Annotated in this window: 18 protein-coding genes; 12 read left to right on the top strand and 6 right to left on the bottom strand. The window is 52.4% G+C overall.

Features of this window, described 5'->3' with window-relative positions:
• The first annotated feature begins 6 nt into the window (after window positions 1–6).
• Window positions 7–1,017: an NAD-dependent epimerase gene (locus SERAS12_RS13670; RefSeq protein ID WP_013813210.1), complete on the top strand. Its 1,011-nt coding sequence runs from the start codon at window positions 7–9 to the stop codon at window positions 1,015–1,017.
• 207 nt (window positions 1,018–1,224) lie between these two features.
• On the opposite strand, the gene hns is transcribed toward SERAS12_RS13670, so the two are convergent.
• Window positions 1,225–1,632, bottom strand: coding sequence for a histone-like nucleoid-structuring protein H-NS (gene hns / locus SERAS12_RS13665; RefSeq protein WP_004945327.1), 408 nt, complete (start codon window positions 1,630–1,632; stop codon window positions 1,225–1,227).
• A gap of 700 nt (window positions 1,633–2,332) precedes the next feature.
• On the opposite strand from hns, the gene SERAS12_RS13660 reads away from it, so the two are divergent.
• Window positions 2,333–2,917, top strand: a complete 585-nt coding sequence (locus tag SERAS12_RS13660) for a thymidine kinase (protein ID WP_013813208.1) — start codon at window positions 2,333–2,335, stop codon at window positions 2,915–2,917.
• Between the two features lie 125 nt (window positions 2,918–3,042).
• Here the strand turns inward: SERAS12_RS13660 and adhE are convergent, their stop codons facing one another.
• Window positions 3,043–5,715: a bifunctional acetaldehyde-CoA/alcohol dehydrogenase gene (gene adhE / locus SERAS12_RS13655; protein ID WP_013813207.1), complete on the bottom strand. Its 2,673-nt coding sequence runs from the start codon at window positions 5,713–5,715 to the stop codon at window positions 3,043–3,045.
• A gap of 520 nt (window positions 5,716–6,235) precedes the next feature.
• Between adhE and SERAS12_RS13650 the strand changes: the two genes are divergently transcribed.
• The 7 genes from SERAS12_RS13650 (at window position 6,236) to oppF (ending at window position 14,995) form a co-directional block, all read left to right on the top strand.
• Window positions 6,236–6,880 (top strand): YchE family NAAT transporter, encoded by a 645-nt coding sequence (locus tag SERAS12_RS13650; protein ID WP_004945318.1) that lies wholly within the window; start codon window positions 6,236–6,238, stop codon window positions 6,878–6,880.
• Window positions 6,881–7,570: 690 nt separating this feature from the next.
• Entirely contained in the window at window positions 7,571–9,208 is a 1,638-nt protein-coding gene (locus SERAS12_RS13645) for an ABC transporter substrate-binding protein (protein WP_013813206.1), read from the top strand.
• Between the two features lie 150 nt (window positions 9,209–9,358).
• The gene (gene oppA, locus SERAS12_RS13640) at window positions 9,359–10,996 is read left to right on the top strand and encodes an oligopeptide ABC transporter substrate-binding protein OppA (protein WP_013813205.1); all 1,638 of its coding nucleotides are present in this window, start codon (window positions 9,359–9,361) and stop codon (window positions 10,994–10,996) included.
• Window positions 10,997–11,125: 129 nt separating this feature from the next.
• Window positions 11,126–12,046 carry an oligopeptide ABC transporter permease OppB gene (oppB, locus tag SERAS12_RS13635; protein ID WP_013813204.1) on the top strand — a complete coding sequence of 307 codons (921 nt, stop codon included), beginning with the start codon at window positions 11,126–11,128 and terminating at the stop codon, window positions 12,044–12,046.
• 14 nt (window positions 12,047–12,060) lie between these two features.
• Entirely contained in the window at window positions 12,061–12,969 is a 909-nt protein-coding gene (oppC, locus tag SERAS12_RS13630; protein WP_006321181.1) for an oligopeptide ABC transporter permease OppC, read from the top strand.
• Window positions 12,970–12,980: 11 nt separating this feature from the next.
• Complete coding sequence (locus tag SERAS12_RS13625) at window positions 12,981–13,997, top strand: ABC transporter ATP-binding protein (RefSeq protein WP_013813203.1); 1,017 nt, start codon at window positions 12,981–12,983, stop codon at window positions 13,995–13,997.
• On the top strand, window positions 13,994–14,995 hold the full coding sequence (oppF, locus tag SERAS12_RS13620; RefSeq protein WP_004945302.1) for a murein tripeptide/oligopeptide ABC transporter ATP binding protein OppF: 1,002 nt from the start codon (window positions 13,994–13,996) through the stop codon (window positions 14,993–14,995). The genes SERAS12_RS13625 and oppF overlap by 4 nt, the downstream gene beginning before the upstream one ends.
• Before the next feature lie 93 nt (window positions 14,996–15,088).
• Here oppF and SERAS12_RS13615 read toward each other — a convergent pair whose 3' ends face one another.
• The gene (locus SERAS12_RS13615) at window positions 15,089–15,412 is read right to left on the bottom strand and encodes an HI1450 family dsDNA-mimic protein (RefSeq protein WP_004945300.1); all 324 of its coding nucleotides are present in this window, start codon (window positions 15,410–15,412) and stop codon (window positions 15,089–15,091) included.
• Between the two features lie 56 nt (window positions 15,413–15,468).
• Entirely contained in the window at window positions 15,469–16,929 is a 1,461-nt protein-coding gene (gene cls / locus SERAS12_RS13610; protein WP_013813202.1) for a cardiolipin synthase, read from the bottom strand.
• A 253-nt stretch (window positions 16,930–17,182) separates the two neighbouring features.
• Between cls and SERAS12_RS13605 the strand changes: the two genes are divergently transcribed.
• Complete coding sequence (locus SERAS12_RS13605; protein WP_004945296.1) at window positions 17,183–17,359, top strand: YciY family protein; 177 nt, start codon at window positions 17,183–17,185, stop codon at window positions 17,357–17,359.
• A 123-nt stretch (window positions 17,360–17,482) separates the two neighbouring features.
• Here SERAS12_RS13605 and SERAS12_RS13600 read toward each other — a convergent pair whose 3' ends face one another.
• Window positions 17,483–18,958: an MFS transporter gene (locus tag SERAS12_RS13600; RefSeq protein ID WP_013813201.1), complete on the bottom strand. Its 1,476-nt coding sequence runs from the start codon at window positions 18,956–18,958 to the stop codon at window positions 17,483–17,485.
• A 124-nt stretch (window positions 18,959–19,082) separates the two neighbouring features.
• Between SERAS12_RS13600 and SERAS12_RS13595 the strand changes: the two genes are divergently transcribed.
• Window positions 19,083–19,658 (top strand): TetR/AcrR family transcriptional regulator, encoded by a 576-nt coding sequence (locus SERAS12_RS13595; RefSeq protein WP_013813200.1) that lies wholly within the window; start codon window positions 19,083–19,085, stop codon window positions 19,656–19,658.
• 65 nt (window positions 19,659–19,723) lie between these two features.
• On the opposite strand, the gene SERAS12_RS25625 is transcribed toward SERAS12_RS13595, so the two are convergent.
• Window positions 19,724–19,936 (bottom strand): KTSC domain-containing protein, encoded by a 213-nt coding sequence (locus SERAS12_RS25625; protein ID WP_013813199.1) that lies wholly within the window; start codon window positions 19,934–19,936, stop codon window positions 19,724–19,726.
• Window positions 19,937–20,469: 533 nt separating this feature from the next.
• Here SERAS12_RS25625 and SERAS12_RS13590 point away from each other — a divergent pair.
• Window positions 20,470–21,651, top strand: coding sequence for a site-specific integrase (locus SERAS12_RS13590; RefSeq protein WP_013813198.1), 1,182 nt, complete (start codon window positions 20,470–20,472; stop codon window positions 21,649–21,651).
• Window positions 21,652–21,751: the final 100 nt, after the last annotated feature.

Genomic DNA, 21,751 nt, shown 5'->3' with positions numbered 1-21,751 from the left:
GTGAGCATGAAATTCCTGGTTACAGGCGCTGCAGGATTTATTGGTTATCACGTTGCTGAGCGTCTGTTGGCTGCCGGGCATCAGGTTGTCGGTATCGACAACCTGAATGATTATTACGATGTGACCCTGAAAATGGCCCGCCTTGAGTTGCTTTCGGATAAATCTGAATTTCAGTTTATTAAGCTGGATCTGGCCGATCGCGAGGGTATGGCGGGGCTGTTTGCAGAGCAAAAGTTTCAACGGGTGATTCATCTGGGTGCGCAGGCGGGCGTACGTTATTCGCTGGAAAATCCTCTGGCCTATGCGGATGCCAATCTCATTGGGCATTTAAACGTGCTGGAAGGGTGTCGCCACAATAAAGTTGAGCATCTGTTATATGCCTCCTCCAGTTCGGTATACGGTCTGAACCGTAAACTGCCCTTTGCGACGGAAGACTCTGTTGATCATCCGGTGTCATTGTATGCGGCAACCAAAAAAGCCAATGAGCTGATGTCGCACAGCTATTCCCACTTATATGGTATTCCGACCACCGGCCTGCGGTTCTTTACCGTATATGGCCCGTGGGGTCGCCCGGATATGGCGTTGTTTAAATTTACCAAGGCCATATTGGCGGGCGAAAACATTGACGTATATAACCACGGCGAGATGCACCGTGACTTTACCTACATTGACGATATAGCTGAGGCTATTGTGCGGTTGCAGGCGGTTATTCCTCAAGCTGATGCGGCATGGACGGTCGAGCAGGGTTCACCGGCAAGCAGTTCTGCGCCTTACCGTGTCTATAATATCGGCAACAGTAGCCCGGTGAAGTTGATGGAATATATTCGCGCACTGGAGCAGGCGTTAGGGATTGAGGCGCGCAAGAATATGCTGCCGATGCAACCTGGCGACGTTTTAGATACCAGCGCGGATACCGCCGAGCTTTATCGCGTTATCGGCTTCAAGCCGGAAACCGGTGTTGAAGAAGGCGTGAAACGCTTTGTTGAGTGGTATAAGTCATTTTATAAAGTTCAGTAATTGAACAACTGAACAATGTTATAAAGGGGCTGCGGCCCCTTTCTTATGTCTTGAAAACGCCTGGGGTAGCTCAGGAGATATGAGGAATGGGGAGCTTGACGTGGGCGGATATTTGCGTCAAAGCTGAGCTGTGGGCCCAGAACGCAGAAAATACGCATAACAAAAAGGCTCCCGAAGGGAGCCTTTTTAACATGCAGCGAAATGCTATTACAGCAGGAAATCGTCCAGAGATTTACCTTGCTCTTCGATAGCTTTCTTAATCACTGCCGGGGTACGGCCCTGGCCGGTCCAGGTTTTCAGTTCGCCGTTTTCGTCTTTATATTGATATTTAGCCGGACGTACTGGACGTTTAGCTTTACCAGCGGCTTTAGTCGCAGCCATAGTTTGCAGCAGTTCATTTGGGTCAATACCGTCAGCAATCAACATTTCACGATATTGCTGCAGTTTACGGGTGCGTTCTTCCACTTCTGCTTGAGCCTGGCTGTCTTCTTCGCGACGTTCGTTCACAACAACTTCCAGTTTTTCAAGCATCTCTTCCAGCGTTTCCAGGCTGCATTCTCTTGCCTGTGCGCGTAGAGTACGGATGTTGTTCAAAATCTTTAATGCTTCGCTCATTATCCTAGTCTCAAATTATATTGGTGGGGGGCGTCTGGATAATAATAGAGTGCTCTTTTCTTTTCTGCAATAGCCAAATTGAAAGGAGTACTCAAATTTATCTTTAAAAAAACGGTTAATCAGATCCGTTCGGCTAATATAGGTAGGGATGTTAAGTATTACAACCTCCATTTTTAAGTCAAATTTTCAACAGCTGCACTATGTTTGATGGGGCTGTAAGGCATTTATGGCTAAGTTATAATTGTGTTTTATATCGATATTACGACGAATTCTGTGGGCTTAATCACGCGTTTTAGTATGCAGACATTGTAAACAATGGGGGTATGCGGGTAAAGATAACGTCAAGAACTGTGCCTTTGTCTGTTTTATGTCATTAAATTTCTCGGCGCTTTCCTTAGGGGCTAATAGATTTGAGTCTGTCACCGGGTGGCGGTCGTGCAACGGCGTCTCTCCACTAGCTTAACCATTAATGCTGAGGGCAAATCATTAGCAGTAATTAATAGTGATGGCAGGCAAAGATTATCCTGTAAATAGATGTAAAAGAGGGGCGGGAGCAGAACGAAATGTTTCATTTGAAAGCCTGCTATTACCTTTGCCAGGATATTGAGAACCCAGAGCATGAGCAGGCTGGCGGGTTATGGTACACTTAGCGCTTGAATCAACGTCTGAATATTTCTTATACCATTGGAGTTGCCGGCCCATGGCTCAACTTTATTTTTATTATTCTGCTATGAATGCAGGAAAATCCACCGCACTGTTACAATCTTCATATAATTATCAAGAACGTGGTATGCGCACGTTGGTGTTTACTGCCGAAATCGATCATCGTTTTGGCGTAGGGAAGGTGAGTTCGCGCATAGGCTTGTCGTCCCAGGCGCAGCTCTATAATAATGACTCCATACTCTATGCCATGATTGCTCAGGAACATCAGCAGCAGCCGGTACACTGCGTGTTATTGGATGAAAGCCAATTTTTGACGAAAGCACAGGTTGAGCAATTGTGCGACGTAGTCGATCAACTGGATATTCCGGTATTGTGCTATGGGTTGCGTACCGACTTTCTGGGTGAGCTGTTTATCGGCAGCCAATATTTGCTGGCTTGGGCGGATAAACTGGTGGAGTTGAAAACTATCTGCCACTGCGGCCGCAAGGCGAATATGGTGCTGAGGTTGGATGAAAGCGGCCAGGCAATGCATGCAGGTGAACAGGTCGTGATAGGCGGCAACGAGAGCTATGTGTCCGTTTGCCGCAAACATTACAAGGAAGCCATACACGCACTGGAGTGAGTCTCTGGGCGGCGTAGCGCGTCTTGTGGGGCGTTTTAGCGCTACTGTGCCGTGAGGCCGAGTGAATTATTCCGCAGCATAAAAAAACCGCCTTTCGGCGGTTTTTTTGTCGGCTCAATGAACCGTTATTTTTTGGACTTTTTTTCCGCTTTGGCCGCAACCGGTGCAACCAAAACTTCTTCATCATCCGCTTCGCTGAACTTACGGCCGTAGAAGGTATCCAGCATGATTTGCTTCAGCTCGGCAATCAGCGGATAACGCGGGTTGGCGCCGGTACACTGGTCGTCAAAAGCGTCTTCGGACAGTTTGTCGACCTTCGCCAGGAAGTCAGCCTCCTGCACGCCGGCTTCACGGATGGAAGCAGGGATGCCCAGCTCGGTTTTGATCTCATCCAGCCATACCAGCAGTTTCTCGATTTTTTGCGCGGTACGGTCGCCCGGTGCGCTCAGACCGAGGTGGTCGGCGATCTCAGCGTAGCGACGACGTGCCTGCGGGCGGTCGTACTGGCTGAAGGCCGTCTGCTTGGTCGGATTGTCGTTCGCGTTATAGCGAATGACGTTGGAGATCAACATGGCGTTGGCCAGGCCGTGCGGGATATGGAACTCAGAGCCCAGTTTGTGGGCCATGGAGTGGCAAACCCCCAGGAAGGCGTTGGCAAACGCGATACCGGCAATGGTCGCGGCGTTGTGCACGCGCTCACGGGCCACCGGGTTCTTGGCGCCTTCCTTGTAGCTGGCGGGCAGATACTCTTTCAGCAATTTCAGCGCTTGCAGCGCCTGGCCGTCAGAGTATTCGTTCGCCAGTACCGAAACATAAGCTTCCAGCGCATGGGTAACCGCATCCAGGCCGCCGAAGGCACAGAGGGATTTCGGCATGTTCATCACCAGATTGGCGTCAACGATCGCCATATCCGGCGTCAATGCGTAGTCAGCCAGCGGGTATTTCTGGCCGGTCGCATCGTCGGTCACTACCGCAAACGGCGTGACTTCAGAACCGGTACCTGAGGTGGTGGTGACGGCAATCATTTTTGCTTTGACGCCCATTTTCGGGAACTTGTAGATGCGTTTACGGATATCCATAAAGCGCAGCGCCAGGTCTTCGAAATGGGTTTCCGGATGCTCGTACAACACCCACATGATCTTCGCAGCATCCATCGGTGAACCGCCGCCCAGCGCGATGATCACGTCTGGTTTGAAGGAGTTCATCTGCTCGGCGCCTTTACGCACGATGGACAGCGTTGGGTCAGCTTCTACTTCGAAGAACACTTCTGTTTCAATGCCGTGCGATTTCAGAACCGTGGTGATCTGGTCTGCATAGCCGTTGTTGAACAGGTAGCGGTCGGTCACAATGAAGGCGCGTTTTGCCCCGTCGGTCGCTACTTCTTCCAGCGCGATAGGCAATGAGCCACGGCGGAAGTAGATTGATTTCGGAAGTTTATGCCACAACATGTTTTCTGCTCGCTTCGCTACAGTTTTCTTGTTGATCAAGTGTTTTGGACCGACGTTTTCAGAGATGGAGTTACCACCCCAGGAACCGCAGCCCAGCGTCAGTGACGGAGCGAGTTTAAAGTTGTACAGGTCACCGATACCACCCTGAGACGCCGGGGTGTTGATCAGGATACGTGCGGTTTTCATCTTGTCGCCGAAGAAGGCAACGCGTTCCGGCTGGTTATCCTGGTCGGTGTACAGGCAGGACGTATGGCCGATACCGCCCATGGCGACCAGTTTTTCAGCTTTGCTGACGGCGTCTTCAAAATCTTTGGCGCGATACATTGCCAGCGTCGGAGACAGCTTTTCGTGAGCGAAAGGTTCGGATTCATCGACCAATTTCACTTCACCGATCAGTACCTTGGTGCTGGAAGGCACTTTGATACCGGCCATTTCAGCGATTTTAGGCGCGGATTGGCCGACGATGGCCGCATTCAGGCCGCCGTTTTTCAGAATGATGTCCTGGACCGCCTTCAGCTCTTTGCCCTGCAGCAGGTAGCCGCCGTGGGAAGAGAAGCGCTCACGCACTGCATCATAGATGGAGTCAACGACGATGACAGACTGCTCGGAGGCGCAAATCACACCGCTGTCGAAGGTTTTAGACATCAAAATAGAGGCCACAACGCGTTTGATGTCCGCTGTCTCGTCAACCACCACTGGGGTGTTACCGGCGCCAACACCGATTGCAGGCTTGCCGGAGCTGTAGGCGGCTTTCACCATACCTGGACCGCCGGTAGCGAGGATCAGGTTGATGTCCGGGTGGTGCATTAGCTGGTTGGACAGCTCAACGGTAGGCTGGTCAATCCAGCCGACGATGTCTTTTGGTGCCCCGGCAGCGATTGCCGCCTGCAACACGATATCCGCCGCTTTGTTGGTGGCGTTTTTCGCACGCGGATGTGGTGAGAAGATAATGCCGTTACGGGTTTTCAGGCTGATCAGCGCTTTAAAAATAGCCGTAGAGGTTGGGTTGGTGGTCGGTACGATACCGCAAATCAAGCCAATAGGCTCGGCGATGGTGATCGTGCCAAAGGTATCGTCTTCAGACAGGATACCGCAGGTTTTTTCATCTTTATACGCGTTGTAGATATACTCTGAAGCGAAGTGGTTTTTGATCACTTTATCTTCAACGATACCCATACCGGATTCTTCAACGGCCATTTTGGCCAAGGGAATACGGGCATCGGCAGCGGCGAGGGCAGCAGCGCGGAAGATTTTATCAACTTGCTCTTGAGTGAAGTTGGCATATTCGCGCTGGGCTTTTTTGACACGTGCGACTAGCTCGTTCAGTTCAGCGACATTCGTTACAGCCATAATGCTCTCCTGATAATGTTAAACTCTTTCAGTAAATAAGCCGTGCGAGCAACTAGTATAGACACCTAAGCGGAAAATGCTGCTTAAAAACAAGGGCTTTCCATACTGTACAACGCATGCTGCTGATTTGCTTAAAGAGCTTTCCCACGGCTTCTGGGGAGAAGCGGCGGGTTGAACAGAGATACCTCTTTTTCATTAATCTGTTCTACTCCCTGACTACGACTAAGAGCTTAACTACTCTTGATTAGCGATTTTGTGATTTAAATCATGAAAAGTGCAGGCTGACACCATTCAGCTCAAGTTGTTGAGAATTGTTCTTGATAACTGTGTGGCAGACGTGTTTTTTAAACATAAAAAATCATAAACCGTACATTTGCTTAACAATAGCGAATTGTTTCATATTATTTGTTCTTAAAGGATAAAAATGCTGCATTCGGCCAATGGATTACCCGTGGCAATTCAATTACATTAGCGCGCGTAGGCAGTATCACTTTTCAAAGCTATTTAAGCGGAGTCATTTGTGGGCCAATCTCTGTTGGATTTTTCCGGCTACATTAAATTTTTTGTCGGCTTGTTTGCGTTGGTGAACCCGGTGGGCATTCTGCCGGTGTTTATCAGCATGACCAGCTACCAGGCCGCGGCCGGGCGCAATAAAACGAACATGACCGCCAACCTGTCGGTCGCCATTATCCTGTGGACCTCGTTGTTTCTGGGGGAAGGGATTTTGCGCATGTTTGGCATTTCCATTGATTCGTTCCGCATTGCCGGCGGCATCCTGGTGGTGAGCATCGCCATGTCGATGATCAGCGGCAAGTTGGGTGAAGACAAACAGAACAAACAGGAAAAATCAGAGAGCGCGATCCGCGAAAGTATCGGCGTGGTGCCACTGGCATTGCCCCTGATGGCGGGGCCGGGCGCTATCAGTTCCACTATTGTCTGGAGTTCCCGTTATCACAATTGGCAAAACCTGCTGGGTTTTAGCCTGGCGATTGCGTTGTTTGCCTTCTGCTGTTGGCTGCTGTTCCGTGCCGCTCCTTTGCTGGTGCGTTTATTGGGGCAAACTGGTATCAACGTTATTACCCGAATCATGGGGTTGTTGCTGATGGCATTGGGTATCGAGTTTATTGTTACCGGTATTAAAGCCATATTCCCGGGGCTGTTGTAATCAGGTCAGTGAGTCGCGAATAGGATAATTCGCGACTCAAATTAATTTTAAAAATTAAAATTAATTATTGGCTCGCATTAATATAGTGCGTAATGTGAATAAATTTTCTTCACTTGCACCACTATGTGGCATAAATCTCACTTTGCTGCTCAATAAAAGCTCTAATCGTTATTTTTAACCCTTATCTTGCCTCTTTTCTGCCCGTTACAGCCTGCCTAATGTCAAATCTGCTGTTAATTTAGTCACATCATTCTGTAGGGCTTGTCTCGCTTTCATCCAGGTGTTATTAGTGATTAACCGCGTATAAGCAGGCGTTTGTTCTTTGAATGGACTCTTTGTTAACTGAATGTTTCTTTGCGGTAAACCCTGACCTGTAGTGCATAACCTGCGCAATGATTTTGTGAATTTTATTAAATAAAATCATTGTGTTAGTGGAGTGGTGGGTTGTCGGGTTAGCGGTGGGGCAAATCGCGCACTGGGCAATAAAAGAGAATTGCTTAACATTTTTGTAAAAATTATTGGCTATGGAATTTGGCTTCTGCTAATTTCCGAGCAACTTTATTCGCTTAAATAATTGCAGAGCGTCGTCAAAGTGGGAACGATTTTTGCTGGTATCCGTTATTTAGAATTCTTATAAATACTTCACAAATATCGATAAGCAATGCTTGTCGGTGAAAAGGAGCCTCGACTATGCAGCAAACAATGAAGCGCACGCCGTTGACCATGTTCATTGCCGGCATGCTGAGTATCAGCGCCGTTTATTCTGTACAGGCGGCCGATGTTCCGGCCGGGGTGCAATTGGCCCAACAGCAAAGCATTGTGATCAACAACGGCAGCGAAGTCGCTTCATTGGATCCGCACAAGGTCGAAGGAACACCTGAAAGCAATATCATTCTTAACCTGCTGGAAGGATTGGTCAGCACCGACGCCAATGGGCATGTGGTGCCGGCCGCCGCGGCAACCTGGGAAAACCAGGATTTTAAAACCTGGACTTTCCACCTGCGCCCGGATGCGGTGTGGAGCGACGGTTCCCCGGTTACCGCACAGGACTTTGTCTACAGTTGGCAGCGTCTGGCCGATCCCAAAATCGCTTCCCCTTACGCCAGCTATTTGCAATACGCCAAAATTGAAAACGTCGACGATATCCTGACCGGCAAGAAAAGCCCGCAAACCCTTGGCGTCAAGGCTATCGATGACAAAACGCTGCAGGTTCAACTCAGCGAGCCGGTGCCGTACTTTGTCAGCATGTTGAGCCATACCTCGTTGAAACCGGTAAAACGAGCGGTAGTTGAAAAGTTTGGCGACAAATGGACGTTGCCCGCCAACTATGTCGGCAACGGCGCTTACCGCCTGAAAGAGTGGGTGGTGAATGAGCGCATTGTGCTTGAGCGCAGCCCAAGCTACTGGAACAACAAAAAAACGGTCATCGACCAGGCGACGTTCTTGCCGATCGCTTCAGAGGTCAGCGACGTCAACCGCTTCCGCAGCGGTGAGATTGATATCACCAACAATGCTATCCCGCCGAACCTGTTCGTGAAGATGAAAAAAGAAATCCCGGAGCAACTGCACGTTAACCCGTTCCTGTGCACGTTCTATTACGAGATCAATAATCAGCGCGCACCTTTTACCGATGCACGGGTGCGCACTGCGGTGAAGCTAACGCTCGATCGCGACATCATCGCCAACAAAATCATGGGCCAGGGCCAGATCCCGGCGTACAACTTCACCCCAACCTTTACCGATGGCGCCAGGTTCACCACGCCGGAATGGGCGGGCTGGAGCCAGGAGCAGCGTAATGCCGAAGCGAAGAAACTGTTGGCGCAAGCCGGTTTCACTGCGGCAAATCCCTTGAAGTTCACGCTGTTGTACAACACCTCGGATCAAAACAAACAGCAGGCGATCGCTGCTGCTTCGATGTGGAAGAAAAACCTCGGGGCGGATGTCACATTGCGCAATCAAGAGTGGAAAACCTCGTTGGAAAGCCGTCATCAAGGGGATTATGACGTGGCGCGTGCGACCTGGTGCGGTGATTATAACGAGCCAAGCGCCTTCCTGAATCTGGTGGTTTCCAATAGCAGCATGAACACTATCTTTTACAAGAGCCCGGCATTCGACGCCCTGATGGCCAGTACGCTGAAGGCACCGGACGAGGCTGCGCGTGCCGCTATTTACCAACAGGCGGAAGCGCAGTTGGATAAGGATTCTGCGTTGGTTCCGGTGTATTACCGCGTCAGCGCGCGCCTGATCAGGCCGTCGGTGGCGGGCTTTACCGGTAAAGATCCGCTGGATTATACCGATGTGAAAAATCTGTACATTATCAAGCAGTAAAAGGGGTATTACGCCACGCCAACAACGAGGAGTAATACAGGGAAGGCCGCCTGCCGCATTCGTTCATCGGCAGCCGGTATAACAAGGTCCGCTCACGGGCAACGCAGGCTCCACGATGAGTCTGTGATAATAAAAAACTGGAGTATATCAATGACCAACATCACGAAGAAAACCCTCCTTGCCGCCGGCATTATTGCCGCGCTGGGCATCACAGCAACCGGCAGCGCAATTGCTGCCGTCGTGCCCGCGGGTGTGCAACTGGCAGAGAAACAAGTGCTGGTACGTAACAACGGCGCAGAAGTGCAGTCGTTGGATCCGCATAAAATTGAAGGGGTACCCGAGTCCAACGTTTCCCGCGATTTGCTGGAAGGCTTGACCATCAACGATCAAAATGGCGCCATCGTTCCCGGCGTAGCGGAAAGCTGGGATAACAAAGACTTTAAAGTCTGGACCTTCCACCTGCGCAAAGACGCAAAATGGTCGAACGGTGAGCCGGTTACAGCACAAGATTTCGTCTACAGTTGGCAGCGCCTGGCCGATCCTAAAACCGCCTCTCCGTATGCCAGCTATGTGCAGTATGCGCACATTGCCAATATCGACGACATCATCGTCGGCAAGCAAAAACCGGAAACGCTCGGTGTGAAAGCGATTGACGATCATACCTTCGAAGTGACGCTGACCGAGCCGGTCCCTTACCTGCCTAAACTGCTGGCGCACCCCTCCATGTCGCCAGTCAATAAAACCGCAGTAGAAAAATTTGGCGAGAAGTGGACCCAGCCGCAGAACTTCGTGGCCAACGGCGCATACAAATTGAAAGGATGGACGGTGAACGAACGTATCGTCCTGGAGCGCAACCCGGAATACTGGGATAACGCCAAAACCGTGATCAACCAGGTTACCTACCTGCCAATCTCTTCAGAAGTAACGGACGTTAACCGTTACCGTACCGGCGAGATCGACATGACCTATAACAACATGCCGATTGAACTGTTCCAGAAGCTGAAAAAAGAGATCCCGACAGAAGTTCACGTCGATCCGTACCTGTGTACCTATTACTACGAAATCAACAACCAGAAGTCGCCGTTGACCGACGTGCGTGTGCGTACCGCTCTGAAGTTGGGCATGGATCGCGATATCATCGTCAACAAGGTGAAAAACCAGGGCGATCTGCCGGCTTACGGTTACACCCCGCCATACATCGACGGTGCCAAGCTGACACCACCAGAGTGGTTCGGTTGGACCCAGGACAAGCGTAACGAAGAAGCGAAGAAACTGCTGGCTGAAGCCGGTTACGGCCCAGGCAAACCGTTAACGCTGAGCCTACTGTACAACACGTCGGATCTGCACAAGAAGCTGGCGATCGCTGCCGCCTCTCTCTGGAAGAAAAACCTGGGCGTGGATGTGAAACTGGTTAACCAAGAGTGGAAAACCTTCCTGGACACCCGCCATCAGGGCAACTTCGATATTGCACGCGCCGGCTGGTGTGCGGACTATAACGAACCTTCCTCCTTCCTGAATACCATGTTGTCCGACAGCAGCAACAATACTGCGCATTATAAGAGCGCGGAATTCGACAAGCTGATTGGCGATACCCTGAAAGCGAAAACTGACGACGAACGTGCAGCCCTGTACCAAAAGGCCGAAGTCCAGTTGGATAAAGATTCAGCCATTGTGCCGGTTTATTACTACGTGAACGCCCGTCTGGTGAAACCTTACGTTGGCGGTTATACCGGTAAAGACCCGCTGGATAATATCCACGTAAAAGATCTTTATATTATCAAACATTGATTTTAATGTCGGGGCGCTCCGGCGCCTCGCCACTGATCGGCTGATAATGATAGAGCTGAAGTAAAGGCTAGAAATCCGCCGCCGATACGTACGTCGACGGCCGGCGGATTCATGGAACAGGTACGGGCAATGTTAAAATTTATTCTACGCCGCTGTCTGGAAGCAATTCCGACGCTGTTTATTTTGATCACCATTTCGTTTTTTATGATGCGCCTCGCGCCGGGAAGTCCTTTTACTGGCGAACGCGCGTTACCGCCTGAAGTGATGGCCAACATTGAGGCGAAATATCACCTCAACGATCCTATCTACAAGCAGTACTTCAACTATTTAGGCCAGCTCGCGCAAGGCGACTTCGGCCCGTCATTCAAATACAAGGATTATTCGGTCAACGATCTGGTCGCCGCTTCTTTCCCGGTTTCAGCCAAATTGGGCCTGGCCGCATTTTTGCTGGCGGTGGTTTTGGGGGTTAGCGCCGGTGTCATTGCCGCATTGAATCAAAATACCAAATGGGATTATACGGTAATGGGGTTTGCCATGACCGGGGTGGTTATCCCCAGTTTCGTGGTGGCGCCGTTGCTGGTATTGATTTTCGCCATCACGCTGAAATGGCTGCCCGGCGGGGGGTGGAACGGTGGGGCACCGAAATTTATCATCTTGCCGATGGTGGCGTTGTCGCTGGCCTATATTGCCAGTATCGCCCGTATCACGCGCGGATCGATGATTGAAGTGCTGCACTCAAACTTTATCCGCACCGCCCGCGCCAAGGGCTTACCAATGCGCCGTATCATTCTGCGTCATGCATTGAAACCTGCGTTATTGCCGGTGCTTTCTTATATGGGGCCTGCCTTTGTCGGCATCATCACCGGTTCGATGGTGATTGAAACCATTTATGGTTTGCCGGGTATCGGCCAGCTGTTCGTCAACGGTGCGCTGAACCGTGACTATTCTTTGGTATTGAGCCTGACCATTCTGGTGGGCGGCCTGACTATTCTGTTTAACGCGATCGTGGACGTGCTGTACGCCGTTATCGATCCCAAAATTCGTTATTAAGCTGGAGCACGCAAATGATGTTGACGAAAAAGAACAGCGAAGCTCTGGAACACTTCAGCGAAAAGCTGGAAGTGGAAGGGCGCAGCCTGTGGCAGGATGCTCGCCGCCGCTTTGTGCATAACCGTGCGGCGGTCAGCAGCCTGTTTGTGCTGGCGCTGATTACCCTGTTTGTGATTGTAGCGCCGTGGTTGTCGCAGTTCGCTTATGACGATACCGACTGGGCGATGATGTCGGCTGCGCCGAGTCTTGAATCTGCGCACTACTTCGGCACGGACTCCTCCGGACGCGATTTGCTGGTGCGCGTGGCGATTGGCGGGCGCATCTCGCTGATGGTCGGCGTGGCTGCGGCGCTGGTGGCGGTGATTGTCGGTACCCTGTACGGCGCGATGTCAGGTTACCTGGGCGGCAAGACCGACTCGGTGATGATGCGCTTGCTGGAGATCCTCAACTCCTTCCCGTTCATGTTCTTCGTGATCCTGCTGGTGACCTTCTTCGGTCAAAATATCCTGCTGATCTTTGTGGCGATCGGCATGGTGTCGTGGCTGGATATGGCACGTATTGTGCGCGGGCAAACCCTGAGCTTAAAACGTAAAGAATTTATCGAAGCGGCATTGGTGTGCGGGGTTTCAACCCGAAATATCGTACTGCGCCATATTGTGCCTAACGTGCTTGGTGTGGTGGTGGTGTACGCCTCATTGCTGGTGCCGAGCATGATCCTGTTCGAATCTTTCCTCAGCTTCCTGGGGCTGGGCACGCAGGAGCCGTTAAGCAGCTGGGGCGCATTGCTCAGCGATGGCGCCAACTCGATGGAGGTTTCACCGTGGTTGCTGCTGTTCCCGGCGGGTTTCCTGGTTGTCACTTTGTTTTGTTTCAACTTTATCGGCGATGGTCTGCGTGACGCCCTCGACCCGAAAGATCGTTAAGGAGTGCCATCATGAGCACCATTGAAAACCCGCAGTTGCAAGCCGGCTCCGCTGCCAAATCGCCGCTGTTGCTGGATGTAAAAGACCTGCGCGTGACCTTCGGCACCCCGGACGGTGACGTGACGGCAGTGAACGATCTGAACTTCGACCTGCGAGCCGGTGAAACGCTGGGCATCGTCGGTGAGTCCGGTTCGGGCAAATCCCAGACCGCTTTCGCGCTAATGGGGCTGCTGGCCAGCAACGGCCGCATTGGCGGTTCGGCCAAGTTTAACGGCCGCGAAATCCTCAACCTGCCGGAAAAACAACTCAACAAGCTGCGGGCGGAAGAGATTTCGATGATCTTCCAGGATCCGATGACGTCGCTTAACCCTTATATGCGCGTTGGCGAGCAGCTGATGGAAGTGCTGATGCTGCATAAAAAAATGAGCAAAAGCGAAGCCTTCGAAGAGTCGGTGCGTATGCTCGATGCGGTAAAAATGCCGGAAGCGCGCAAGCGCATGCGCATGTATCCGCATGAGTTCTCCGGCGGTATGCGCCAGCGCGTGATGATCGCCATGGCGTTGCTGTGTCGGCCCAAGTTATTGATTGCCGATGAGCCGACCACCGCACTGGATGTGACGGTTCAGGCGCAAATTATGACGTTGTTGAATGAACTGAAACGCGAGTTCAACACGGCCATTATCATGATCACCCACGATTTGGGCGTGGTGGCCGGTATCTGTAATAAGGTGTTGGTAATGTACGCCGGGCGCACGATGGAATACGGCAGTGCGCGTGATGTGTTCTATCACCCGAGCCACCCATATTCCATCGGCCTGCTGAATGCGGTACCGCGTCTGGACGCTGAAGGTGAAGCCTTGATGACCATTCCCGGCAACCCGCCGAACCTGTTGCGCCTGCCGAAAGGCTGCCCGTTCCAGCCGCGTTGTCAGTTCGCGATGGAACAATGCGCGAGCGCTCCGCCGTTGGAGCAGTTTGGTGAAGGGCGCCTGCGCGCCTGCTTTAAACCGGTGGAGGCGTTGGTATGACAGCGGTAACCGACAAGAAAGTGCTGCTCGAAGTGGCCGATTTGAAAGTGCACTTCGACATTCATGATGACAAACAGTGGTTCTGGCAGCCGGCGAAAACCCTGAAGGCGGTCGACGGCGTGACGCTGCGGTTGTTCGAAGGGGAAACGCTGGGCGTGGTTGGCGAGTCCGGTTGCGGAAAATCGACCTTCGCCCGCGCCATTATCGGCCTGGTGAAAGCTACCAGCGGGCGCGTTGCCTGGTTAGGCAAGGATCTGCTCGGCATGAGCGATACCGACTGGCGCAAAACGCGCAGCGATATCCAGATGATCTTCCAGGATCCGCTGGCCTCGCTGAACCCACGCATGACCATCGGCGAAATCATCGCCGAACCGTTGCGCACCTATTACCCGAAAATGCCGCGTCAGGAAGTGAAGGACAAGGTGAAAGCGATGATGCTGAAGGTGGGCTTGTTGCCAAACCTGATCAACCGCTATCCGCATGAGTTCTCCGGCGGCCAGTGTCAGCGTATCGGCATTGCGCGTGCGCTGATCCTGGAACCGAAGTTGGTGATCTGTGACGAGCCGGTCTCCGCATTGGATGTGTCGATTCAGGCGCAGGTGGTCAACCTGCTACAGCAGTTGCAACGTGAAATGGGGCTGTCGTTGATCTTCATCGCCCATGACCTGGCGGTCGTCAAGCACATCTCTGACCGCGTGCTGGTGATGTATCTGGGCCATGCGGTGGAACTGGGGACCTACGATGAGGTGTACCACAACCCGCAACACCCTTACACCAAAGCGCTGATGTCGGCGGTGCCGATCCCGGATCCGGACAAGGAGAGGGAAAAGCAGATCCAACTGCTGGAAGGGGAATTGCCTTCGCCGATCAATCCGCCATCAGGCTGCGTGTTCCGCACTCGCTGCCCGATTGCCGGGCCGGAATGCGCCAAGACCCGACCGCTGCTGGAGGGGAGTTTCCGCCATGCGGTGTCGTGCCTGAAAGTCGATCCTTTATAATTAACCCGTCGTCTTCAAGCCGCAGCGTTGTTCGCTGCGGCACCAACAAAAAACCCGCCAACGTTGGCGGGTTTTTTCATGCAAGCAGGGCGCTTATTCTTTCCACAAAATGTGGCACAGCTTGTGGTCTTTCTCACGGCAGAGCAATACGCGGGCAAACACGTCGTTGATCGGTTCGCCATCGCTGTCCGCGAGGCCAATGACCACTTCGGCAAAAAAGTCCGGGTTCAGGTCAAAATCCACATGTTCCGACCAGTCTTCCGCCGGATCATACAGCTCGGCGCCGCCGCGTTCCTCAAATTGCAGGTTGAACAGCAGGATATCCGCCGGATCCAGATTGTCGCCGGCCAATTCCAGAAAGATGTCATAAGCCTGTTCCAGCGTTTCGTCTTCGGTAAGGCGGTTATTCAAATCCATAAAAAAATCCTGATCAAAAATGATTTGGCGTTATTAAACCATGCCCGACGCGGCTTTTATAGCAGCGGGCTGAAAAAGTAGAACAGGCGTTCGACAATACGGTGCCAGAACGGCCGTTTCTGCCACTCTTGGGCGTTCAGCAACTGTGAGCGGGCGATATAGTCATCCTGCACGCAGGCCAGATCGCTGCCGAAGCCGTCATCGTCGATAACCAGGGTGATTTCAAAGTTCAACCACAGGCTGCGCATGTCCAGATTCACCGTGCCTACCAGGCTGAGTTGACCATCGACCAGTACGCTCTTGGTATGCAGCAGGCCGCCTTCAAACTGATGGATGTGCACGCCGGCTTCGAGTAATTCGGAAAAGAAGGAACGGCTGGCCCAGCGTACCATCGTTGAATCGTTGTCGCGTGGCACGATGATGCTGACTTCAACGCCACGCAGTGCGGCGGTGCAAATGGCATGCAGCAGATCGTCGCTCGGCACGAAATAGGGCGTTGTCATGATCAATTGCTCACGCGCAGAGTACACGGCGGTCAGCAACGCCTGATGGATCATCTCGTCCGGGAAGCCGGGGCCGGAGGCGATGACCTGAATGGTGTGGCCACTTTCCTGTTCGAACGGCATGATATTGACATCGGGCGGCGGCGGCAGAATGCGTTTGCCGGTTTCAATCTCCCAGTCACAGGCATAAACGATACCCATGGTGCTGGCGACCGGACCTTCCATACGCGCCATCAGATCGATCCATTGGCCGACGCCGGCGCCCTGTTTGAAATAACGCGGATCGACCATATTCATACTGCCGGTATAGGCGATGTAATTGTCGATCAGGATGACTTTGCGGTGCTGGCGTAAATCCATCCGACGCAGGAACACGCGGAACAGGTTAACCTTGAGCGCTTCTACTACCTCGATGCCGGCATTGCGCATCATGCCCGGATAAGGGCTGCGGAAAAACTGCAGGCTGCCGGCAGAGTCCAGCATCACCCGGCAGTGCACGCCGCGTCGCGCGGCAGCCATCAGCGATTCGGCGACCTGATCCACCAGCCCACCGGGTTGCCAGATATAGAACACCATCTCAATATTATGGCGTGCCAGTTCGATATCGCGGATCAGCGCCTTCATTGTCGAGTCGGTGGTGGTGAGCAATTGCAGTTGATTGCCCTTAACGCCATCAATGCCCTGGCGGCGATCGCACAGTTGGAACAGCGGCCTGGCAACCTCGCTGTATTCCGTGGCGAAGATCCGTTGGCTCTCTTTTAATTCGCTGAGCCAGCGGGCGGTCGAAGGCCACATCGCCTTGGCGCGTTCGGCGCGACGTTTGCCTAAATGCAATTCGCCAAAAGATAAATAAGCCACGATACCGAATAACGGCAGAATATAGATAACCAACAGCCAGGCCATGGCGGAAGGTACAGCGCGACGTTTCATCAGAATACGTAGTGTGACCCCGGCGATAAGCAGCCAGTAACCGAACACCATGAGCCAACTGATTACGGTATAAAATGTTGTCATAAAGGCGAAAAATCCTGTTCGCAAACCACCAACAATGAGTGTACGCACAGAATGGTAAAGGGGGAACCTTTTCTCGGCGCTTATGTTGCATAAATATGATTGTCTTAAGGCACTTGCTGAAAACGAAAAAAACATTTTTATCCGGGCGGCGTGTCGCTTGGCGACGTGGTTGTGGGTCGAACTGCGGCTTGGATCGCACGGCGAAAGCGCTATAATGCCCGCCGTTGGCATTTGACGGACGAGTGACGAAACGATGAGACGCAGTAGAAACGAGGTGGGCCGTTGGCGGATGCTGCGGCAGAGTCAACGCCGCAGGCATCGCTGGCTGGAGCGCCAGTCATGCAGCAACCGGCACATTATCCGGGTGCGACGTCGCCTGGATGACCAGCACCGGCGCGCATTGCTGTTTGTGGTCGCCTACGAGTGGTAAAACGAAAAACAGTCCCGGAAGGGACTGTGAATTCGATGAAAAAGTTGCCTTTAAGCCTGAGGGGTAATATGGGGTACGTCCTTGTAGTCTCCATCGATTAACTCTCTCTGATTCAGGACTTTATCACTTCTTGCCTAAAGTCCATTTCGCCATGCCTGCCCCCAGCAGCATTAACAGCGCCGCAGCAATCAGTACCGCGATAAATGCCCGGTCGAAAGCCATGCGTGCCAGCCGTTTTAGCTGTTCGGCCTGATCGGCGGCCAGAGTGGCGGCCAGCCGTAGAGCTTCATCAATGCTGTCATAGGCGATGTCGCTTACCGGCAAACTGCCCGGCAACGTCAAACTGTGACTATAGACGGCAGTCATCAACCCGCCGAGCAGGGTGATACCCAAAACTCCGCCCAGTTCATAGGAAACGTCTTCAATCGACGCCGCCATGCCGGATTTCTCTTCAGGCGCATTCAGCATGATAGCGGTTGATGCGGCGGTAATGGCACCGCCGACGCCAAAACCCGTGAGACACAGGCAGACCAATTGCAATAAAACGCTGCTTTGATAACACAGGGCGAGACCGGCGATCCCAAGACCGGTCAGAATAAAACTGCCGAACATCATACGACGTTCGCCGTAGCGGGGCAGGAATAAGCCAGTCAGCGGCCCGGCCAGCACGGAGGCCAGCGGGATCGGCAGAATAAAGAGCGCGGCTTGCAATGGGCTCAGATCGAGAACCAGCTGCAGGCGTTGACTCAGAACCAGTTCCACGCCAATCAGCGCTATCATCGAGAGCAAGGCAACGCCGACGCCACCGGCAAACAGCCGGTTTTGGAACAGCGTGAAGTCGATCATCGGGTATTGCGCCAGCCTTTGGCGGCGCACAAAAAAGGCAAGAGAGATAATGCCGAGCGCCGCGGCTATCGCTAACGCAATAAACGAAGGCGCCGTTTTGCTCAATTCTTTCAGCGCATAGATGCTGCCCACCAGGCCGATCATGATTTGTACCGAACCGATGATGTCGTAAGGGCGCGTATTCTCTCCGCCGCAGTGCGGTATCAGTCGCCATGCCAGCGGCAGCACCAACATCACCACCGGCACGTTAATCAGAAACACCGAACCCCACCAGAAATATTCGAGCAACACCCCACCGACCACGGGCCCCAGCGCGGCGGCACTGGAAGCTACCGCCGCCCAGATACCAATAGCCAGCGCACGTTCGCGCTCGTCGGTAAAGATATGACGGACGATGGACAGGGTTGCCGGCATCATCATTGCGGCACCTACGGCAAGGAATGCGCGCGCAGCGATCAACCACTCGGCGGAGGGTGAAAAGGCGGCGCAAAGCGAGGCGGCGGCAAAAACCGGCAATCCGGCCATAAACAGGCGCTTATGACCGACGCGATCGCTCAGCATGCCTGCGCCAGGCAACAGACCTGCAACCACCAACGGGTAAGCGTTTACGATCCATAATTTTTGTGACGCATTGGCATCCAGCGCCTGCGTCAGCCGTGGCAAAGCGGTGTATAACACCGTCATGTCGATAACGATCAAAAATAGTGCGCTGGAGATTAAGGCCAGGATCAACCAGCGGTTGTTTACGAACATAATATTATTCCAAAAAATGCGGCCGGCGCGGATGCGCGGCCAGAAGGTAAACCCCAGTCTCCACTGGTGGTATACTGGTCATAATATATATCCATACGTACGTATTGAAAAGAGGGGTCTATCAATGGGACGTCAACGCAGCATCGATCGTGACAAGGTTCTGGATGCGGCCGAAGAGATTGTCGCCAACCAGGGCGCCGCCGGACTGACCATTGATTCCGTCGCAAAAGCGATGGGGATCTCCAAAGGCGGAGTGCAATACTGCTTCGGCAGTAAAGATGCGTTGATTGATGCGATGTTTGAACGCTGGGGCAAGGCGTATGACACCCTGTTCGATGCGATTGCCGGGGAAAACCCCTCAGCTACCACCGCCGTGCGGGCGCATATGCAGGCGACCAGAAGCTCCGATCAGGCGTCCAGCGCCAAGGCTGCGGGGTTGATGGCGACGCTGATTCAAACGCCGGAGCATCTGGACAGCACGCGCGAATGGTACCGCAGCCGGATTGCCGGTCTGGATTTGACCACTGAGGAGGGAAGGCGTGCGCGGTTGGTTTTTCTGGCCACTGAAGGGGCATTCATGCTGCGGTTTTTTGGCCTGATGGATATTGGCCAGCAAGAGTGGGACGCTATGTTTGCGGATATGCAGGCATTGGTTCTGGCGCCGAGCCAAACGGCTGTAGCGGGTCAGGCATCGAAGTAAAAAATCTTAACTCCGACACCGTTCGGCGGCGGCGCGCAGGCCGGGTTGATAGTTAACCTGGCCGGTTACCCCGTTTTACGGCACAAATATTTGCCCTTTATGACGCCGTCATAAAATCGGCCTTTTGAAACCACCGCTACAAAATCCTGGTAGATTCGATTGGGAACCCCGATATATTGATAAATCCCCGCATCACGAAACTGGATTTCCAGAACCTGAGCATTTTCATCATAGCCTATTGATATAATTCTTGAAGATGAAACCGGTTGTCGCTGCAAGTAGACTCCCCCTGTTAATTCATTATTATTTATATGGTTATAGGTAGCCCGTTAACCATACCAGAAGCAGGAATGCGCCGCCAGACGCTTTGCTTTAAGAGGAAAGCTATCGCACTGATAGTTGGCGAGGCAAAAGAGGAAGGCGTAGGGTTATCTGACAAGATATTCCCTCGAAGAACCCTTTAGCCAGCCACTCCGTGCTGGCTTTTTTTTTACGGTATCGTTCATTCTGAGGCGGGGGGAGAAATAAGTGACGGACCACCTGATGTGACCCGTGCTTGTAACGGTGCAACCCGTGATGATGGAAAGCAGCGGGTTTACTGGATAACTATCTAAAATACTTGTTTAAAAGGTTAAACATCGGTTTTACCTGCATTCCCTCCTGCCATCCTATCATTACCTTTTATTCCTTGTTGTATGAGGCATGATCGGGCTTTTAAACTCCTTAAGTATCCAATTCCTTACCCTTGTTTTATCCTCAAAGCTCGAATTTTGTGTACACTGATGTGTACATAATTTTGCGGTGAGCCCCTATGCTAACTGATACAAAACTTAAAAAAGCTTTAGGCAAGAAAAGAGATTCAATTGAGGTGATTGCCGATGCACACGGGCTGAATGCTCGGATCAGCCAGGCGGGCAAAGTTACTTTCTTTTACCGGTACCGATGGCTATCCAAGCCGGTGCAGATCACTGTGGGTGAATACCCACAGATGACGATAGCCCAGGCACGTGAGCGTCGTCAGGTGATGCGCGGTTGGCTAACTGAGGGATATGACCCTCGAGAAAAAGTTAAGCTGGAGCGGGTCTCCCGTAGCGATGCGCCAACGGTTGATAGTGCTTTTGCATATTGGATAGATAAATACTGCAAACCGAACAAATCCGTCAAAATTGACTACTACCAGTTGGTTTATGCAAAGCACATCCAGTCTAAGTTAGGCAATATACGGATCGAGGCCACAGGCCGCATGCACTGGCTTGAAGTGTTAGATAGTATCAAAAGTAGCGTAATGGCTAATTTCATGACTTCTCTATGTAAACGCGCCTTCAAGTTTTGTGTAAACCGTGGGTACATCGAAGCCAATCCGCTTGAAGGCCTGGAGCCTAAAGACGTGGGTATCGCGCCATCGCGTCGGAAACGCTACTTATCAGATCGAGAAATGAAACAAGTTTGGGATTGGCTGGACGACCGCATGACGGACGAGCCCCGGCTGATGATTAGATTTATGATGCTTACCGGGTGTAGAACGGCAGAGATCAGGTGTGCTAAATGGGAGTGGTTTGATTTTGAGGACAACACCTGGACAGTGCCAAAAGAGGAATACAAAACCGGGGTGGCTGTTAGGCGTGCGTTACCGGCGGCGGCAAAAGCGCTGTTGCTTGAGCACAAAGAGAAGGTAAACACGCGATACGTCGCAACCTCCCAACGTCCCGCCCCCGGCAAAGAGTTTGATAGACCTGTGGGTAACCAGGTTGCGGCGAACTATGCTAAGTCGGTTTTTGAAGGGGCGGGGATGGAACGGTGGAGCATGCATGATTTGCGCCGTACCCTTGCAACCAAACTATCGGAGCAGGGTTGCCCGCCGCACGTGATCGAGAAAATACTCGGCCACGCTATGGCGGGTGTCATGGCGCATTACAATCTGCATGATTATATGGACGATCAGCGGAAATGGCTGTCTGTGTGGGAGGATTACGTCAAGAAGGTGACAATGTAACTTACTTCTGGCTGCTGGCTTCTTCCCATGCAAGCACATCGGAGAGACGCCAGCGGTTTGGGACCCCAGGGATCGTTGGCGCGGGGAAGTGAAGTTTAAA

Origin of the sequence: Serratia sp. AS12, from assembly GCF_000214195.1 — a bacterium.
Classification (GTDB): Bacteria; Pseudomonadota; Gammaproteobacteria; order Enterobacterales; family Enterobacteriaceae; genus Serratia; species Serratia plymuthica.
Note: the sequence above shows the minus strand (reverse complement) of the source record. Positions and strands in the feature narration are given on the sequence as shown.